Genomic DNA, 5,316 nt, shown 5'->3' with positions numbered 1-5,316 from the left:
GCGCGGCGCAGCCGGTCCACCCGCGCGCAGCAGGTGGTACGCGAGGGCCGCGGGTTCGACCGGATCGCGCCGCCGCAGGGCCTCGGCGAGGGCCGCGTGCCAGGCGGCGCGACGCGGCACGGACAGCTCGGAGTAGAGCGTGTCGCGGACCAGGATGTGGGCGAAGCGCAGCTGACCGTCGGATTCGCGCTCGGTGAGGAAGCCGGCCTGTAGCGCCCGGTCGACGGCGTCCAGTGTGGCTGCGGGGTCACCGGCCAACGTGCCCAGCAGGGCCGGGTCGAGGTCCCGGCCGAGCACGGCCGCCTGGCGCAGCACGGTACGGGTCGACGCGGGCAACTGCGCCAACCGGTGCCGGATCACGTCCCGCACCCCGGGCGGCACCGCGACAAGTGCCGCCTCCCCCTCCGCCGCGTACAACTGGGCCAGCTCGCGGACGAAGAACGGGTTGCCCCCGCTGCGCTGGTGGATCAGCTCGGCGGTGGTGGGGCTCGGTCCGGTCCCGACGATGGCGCGGACCAGTTCGCCGGTCGCCGGCGCGGACAGGCCGCCGAGATACTCGCGGAGCGGTTCCAGGCCGGCGGCGCGGGCCAGGGTGGCGGTCAGCTCCGGGCTGATCTCGGTGACCCGGTAGGTGCCGAGGATGAGCACCGGCCCACTGGCCGGCTGCGGGCCGGTGAGCAGTGCGGTCAGCAGGTCCAGGGTGTCCCCGTCGGCGCGGTGCAGGTCGTCGAGGACCAGGAGCACCGGCCCGCGGTCGGCGACCGCCGAGATCAGCGACGCGACCAGGCGGTGCCGGCGGAACCGCGCCGCGGCGGGGTCGGCCGGACCGCCGTCCGGGCCGCTGGCCGCCACCGCGTCCACAGTTGCGGCGAGCGCGTCGGTGACCTGGGTCCACGGCCAGGCCGGTGGAGCGCCCTCGTACTCCGGGCTGCGTCCCCACGCCGTGGTCCAGCCCTCGGCGGCGAGTCGCTGGGCCAGGGCTTCGGCCAGCGCGGTCTTGCCGGCACCCGGGTCACCGCTGAGCAGCGCCAGGGTGGGCCGTCGGCGTCGGGCGGCGATCTCGGCGGCCTGGCCCAGCCGGGCCAGCTCCCTGTCACGGCCGACGAACGGACGCTGCCGGGCCGTCGCGCCCGACTCCACGGCTGGAACGGGTCGACCGCCGGTGACGGTGCGGTCCGGGGGCGGGGTGAGGTGCGGCGCCTGCGCCAGGATGTCCGCCTCCAGCTGCCGCAGCTCGGGACCGGGGTCCACGCCCAACTCGGTGACCAGGACGTTCCGGGCCTCCCGCAGCGCGGCCAGCGCGTCGCCCTGGCGGCCGGTGCGGTACCGGGCCACCGCGAGCAGGCGCCAGGCGTCCTCGCGTAACGGGTGGTCGGCCAGATGCGCCGGCAGATCGGCCGCGGCCTGCTCCGGGTGCCCCAACGCCACCAGCGCCTCGGCCCGCCGCTCGACGGCGAGCGAGCGCAGCTCGTTCAGTCGGTTGATCTCCGCGACCGTCCAGGCCTCGTTCGCGGCGTCGGCGTACGCGGGCCGCGCCAGAGCCCGAGCGCCGCGTCCAGCCCGGCCAGCGCCGGCGCGGGACGTCCCGCACCCAGCAACCGGGCCGCCTCCCCGACGGCCGCCTCGAACTGTCCGGCGTCCACCGCGTCCGGGGCGACCCTCAGCACGTACCCGGGTGGCTCGGTGACCAGGATCCGAGGTGGTTGCCGGGGCGGTCGGTCGGGCTCCAGGGCCCGGCGCAGGTCGGCGACGAAGGTCCGGATCGCGCCCACCGCGCCGTCCGGGGCGACCTCCCACAGGTCGTCGACGAGACGATCCACCGGCACCACCCGACCGTGGGCGATCAACAGCCGGGCCAGCACCAGCCGCTGCCGGCGCCCCCGGAGGGGAACCGGGCCACTCCCGGTCGCCGCGATCACCGGCCCGAGCACGCCGAAGGTCACCGCGACAGGCGTCGTCACCGGCCTGGTCATGGCACCAATCTAGGCCGACCGGCGGGCCGGCACTGATCCGCCGCTGACCGTCCGCTGATCGCCACCGGCCAGGCTCGACGACGTACGGCGGCGAGGGGCCTCCGCCCCCAGCCGGCACTGCTCACCAGGAAGGTTCCCCGTGGACCCCAGGATCAACGGATTCGACTACCGGCGCGTCACCGTCGCCGGTGGTGTGACGCTCAACGCCGCCGTGGGCGGTTCCGGGCCGGCGGTCGTGCTGCTGCACGGCTTTCCGCAGACCCATCTCATGTGGCGGCACGTCGCGGCCGACCTGGCCGCCGACCACACGGTCATCTGCCCCGACCTGCGCGGCTACGGCGACAGCGACAAACCCCTCGACACCGACGGCACCGGGTACGCCAAGCGCACCATGGCCGCCGACGTCGTGGCGCTGGCCGCCGCGCTCGGCCACGACCGGTTCGCGCTGGTCGGGCACGACCGGGGCGCCCTGGTGGCGTTCCGCGCCGGTCTCGATCATCCGACGGCGATCAGCCAGCTCGCCCTGCTCGACGTGCTCCCCACCCTCGACATGTGGGACGTGCTGCACGGCAGCAGCGCCGCTGTCGCGTTCCACCTGTACCTGATGGCGCAGCCGCCCGGCCTGCCCGAGGAGCTGATCGCCGGCAGCCCGGACGCGTTCTTCGGTCACTTCCTGGACGTCTGGACCCGTGCTCCGGAGGCGCTGCCGGCGGAGGTGCGGGCCGCGTACCTGCGGGCGTCGCGGAACGCGGTCCCCTCGATCGTCGCCGACTACCGCGCGTCGGCCGGGGTCGACGTGGCCCACGACGCCGCCGACCGGGCGGCCGGCAACCGGTTGCGGATGCCGGTGACGGTGCTCCAGCAGGACTGGGGCGCGGCGCTGGGCTACGACGCGGCCGAGGTGTGGCGGGCGTGGGCACCGGACCTGGAACACCGGACGGTCACCTGCGGGCACTTCATGGCGGAGGAGGCCCCGGCGGACGTCCTGCGGGAGGTGCGCGCCCTGCTCGCCCGTTGATCACTAGGCGCCCCGGCCACACCACCGTCACAGTCGCCAGATATCCGACACTCGCCGTCACGGCGGGCGCGATCTGGCCGGGGCGCCCCCGGTCCGCTGGCCCGACGGCCCGCGAGGCGCGCTGAGATGAGGCCTGACCTGCGGGAATGCGACGTTACACCAGGTGGACGACAACCGGTCATCGGTGATACACAGGCAGATACCGGCAGCCAACGACGGCGAGTCGCTTCCTATCTCGCCCACCCACCGTCCACCCGCACCCGCGCCAACGGGCTCCGTCGCACGCAGCGCCGCACCACGGACGCGACCCACCGCGGCACCGGCCCACCGGCCGCTGCTGACTGACGGTCCCCGACCAAGGAGTCGCCGTGGGGCAGCTACGTATCCGATCCCGCCACCAGCCATACGAGGTCGCCGTCCTGATCGCCGCGCCGATCTGTGGAACGCTCATGATGATCCTCAATGTGCGGCCGACCTCCGTCCAGACGTCCATGCCGGCGCCCATTCAGGCCGCCTGGGAACTGGGGTTGATCGCGGTGGGCGTGGGCGGGCTGCTGGGCATCCTCTGGCCCGGCCGGCTCTCCACCGGGCTCGGCCTGGAACTCGCGTCGGTGCTGGTGCTCGGCACGATCACCAGCATGTACACGGTGGCCCTGCTGGTCATGACGGGCCGAAACTCCATCGTCGCGACGTCGTTCGTGCTGGCGGTGGCGGTCGGGTCGCTCTGGCGGGCCGCACAGATCGTCGTCGACCTGCGCCGACTGGCCCGGGCCTGCGAATTCATGACCTACGACCAGTTGCAGGCAGGTGTTCCGTGATCACCGCACCGTCGCCCGCCGCACCGCACTGGGTGCAGGTGGCACTCAGCGTGCTCGGCATCCTCGGCGGCGGCTCCGGCCTGGCCGCCATCGCGACAGTGGTGGTGCAGCGAGGCAAGTTCAAGGCCGACGCCGCCGACACCCTCACCGAGGCGGCCCTCACGCTCGTGCAACCGCTGCAGACCCGGATCACGCAGTTGGAGGGCGAGGCGCTGAACGCCCGGTCGGAGCTGGGTGTGCTGCGCGAGCAGGTCAACCAGTTGCAGTTCGTGGTCAGGGTGCTCACCCGGACGTTGGACCGCTGGCGTGCCGCGATCCGCGCCCCAGACGCCACCCTGCGCAAGGTCCGGGCGACGGTGGCGGAGTCCGACCGGATCCCCGGAATGGACCGCTGACCGGCGTCCCGGCCCGCACCGCCGGTCTCACCACCGGGTCTCACCCGGCGCGACGTAGCCGTTCGACGAGTTCGGTCACCGCCGCCCGGAACTCCGGGTCGTTCTCGCCCGGATGATGCCCCCGCAGCGGCGGCGCACCCCGCTCACCCGGCCCGGGCACCAGGTCCCGTGGGTCCCGCAGCCGACGGTCGACCCGGCCGGCCGGGTCGTCGGGATCGGCGGGCGGATCGCCGGGCCGGTGCGCGGCGAAGATCCAACCACCGACCGGGTCGGTGTCCCGCCACAGATTGAGCCAGCGCCACTCCACCCGCTCCCCCACCTGCCGCAGCACCTGCTCGTTGAGGTAGGCCGGAAAGAGCCGGGCGTACAACCGGTCCAGTGGCGACCCGTAGGTGAGCAGCGCGACCCGCTGACGTACCCGCGGCGGCAGCCGCAGCACCGCGAGCGCGAGCAGCGCCGACCCGTGGCTGTGCCCGCAGAGCAGCACCCCGCCGTGTCGCTCGGTCAGGTGGCCGATCCGGTCGGCCAGCTCCGGCACCGCCCGGTCGGCGTAGCTCGGCGGCGCGAACGGGTGTGCGGCCCGGGGCCAGAGGGTACCCAGGTCCCACAGGATGCCGACGTGCCGGCGGAACCACGCGGTCCGGTAGGCGAACACACCACCGGCCAGCAGCGCGAGAAGCAGTGCGGCGAGGAGATAGGTGCCCCCGGCGAGGCCCATTCCGACCACTTCGGCCGGCAGCCCGAAGAGCTGCCGCGCCAACTCCTCCGGCTCGCGCCCGGTTCGCCCCAGCAGACTCGTGGCCAGTCCGACCACCGAGAGCACCGCGTACGCGACCGCGAGCAGGCCCAGCCACTCGGTGAACCGGGCACGGGCGACCGCCTTCGTCGCCAGTCGTGGCCGCCCGAGCGCCTCCGCCGGCACGCTCGGGAAGTCGCGGGCAATGATCGCCGCCGCCGCTCGGCGACGCCGCCGCCGGGACAGCACTGTCAACGCGCCGCACAACAGCACCGCCGCCGCCACGTGCAGGAAGAAGGCCAGCAGCGTCCAGCGGTACGGCAGCGGCGGCCCGCCGTCGCCCCGGTAGCCGCCGAGCAGTTGCCCCGTCTGGTAG

Annotated in this window: 3 protein-coding genes and 2 pseudogenes; 3 read left to right on the top strand and 2 right to left on the bottom strand. The window is 74.3% G+C overall.

The window, feature by feature from the left end:
* Positions 1-1,820, bottom strand: a pseudogene (locus JM949_RS38160) (ATP-binding protein); the annotation flags it as partial.
* A 292-nt stretch (positions 1,821-2,112) separates the two neighbouring features.
* On the opposite strand from JM949_RS38160, the gene JM949_RS33140 reads away from it, so the two are divergent.
* From JM949_RS33140 to JM949_RS33130, 3 genes are all read left to right on the top strand, one after another.
* Positions 2,113-2,991 (top strand): alpha/beta fold hydrolase, encoded by an 879-nt coding sequence (locus tag JM949_RS33140; protein WP_203151994.1) that lies wholly within the window; start codon positions 2,113-2,115, stop codon positions 2,989-2,991.
* A 368-nt stretch (positions 2,992-3,359) separates the two neighbouring features.
* On the top strand, positions 3,360-3,809 hold the full coding sequence (locus tag JM949_RS33135) for a hypothetical protein (protein ID WP_203151993.1): 450 nt from the start codon (positions 3,360-3,362) through the stop codon (positions 3,807-3,809).
* The gene (locus JM949_RS33130; RefSeq protein WP_203151992.1) at positions 3,806-4,204 is read left to right on the top strand and encodes a hypothetical protein; all 399 of its coding nucleotides are present in this window, start codon (positions 3,806-3,808) and stop codon (positions 4,202-4,204) included. Before JM949_RS33135 ends, JM949_RS33130 begins: the two co-directional genes overlap by 4 nt.
* A gap of 40 nt (positions 4,205-4,244) precedes the next feature.
* Here JM949_RS33130 and JM949_RS33125 read toward each other — a convergent pair.
* Positions 4,245-5,316: pseudogene (locus JM949_RS33125) on the bottom strand (hypothetical protein); the annotation flags it as partial.

The sequence above is a fragment of the Micromonospora tarensis genome, from assembly GCF_016803395.1.
Lineage (GTDB): Bacteria > Actinomycetota > Actinomycetes > Mycobacteriales > Micromonosporaceae > Micromonospora > Micromonospora tarensis.
Note: the sequence above shows the minus strand (reverse complement) of the source record. Positions and strands in the feature narration are given on the sequence as shown.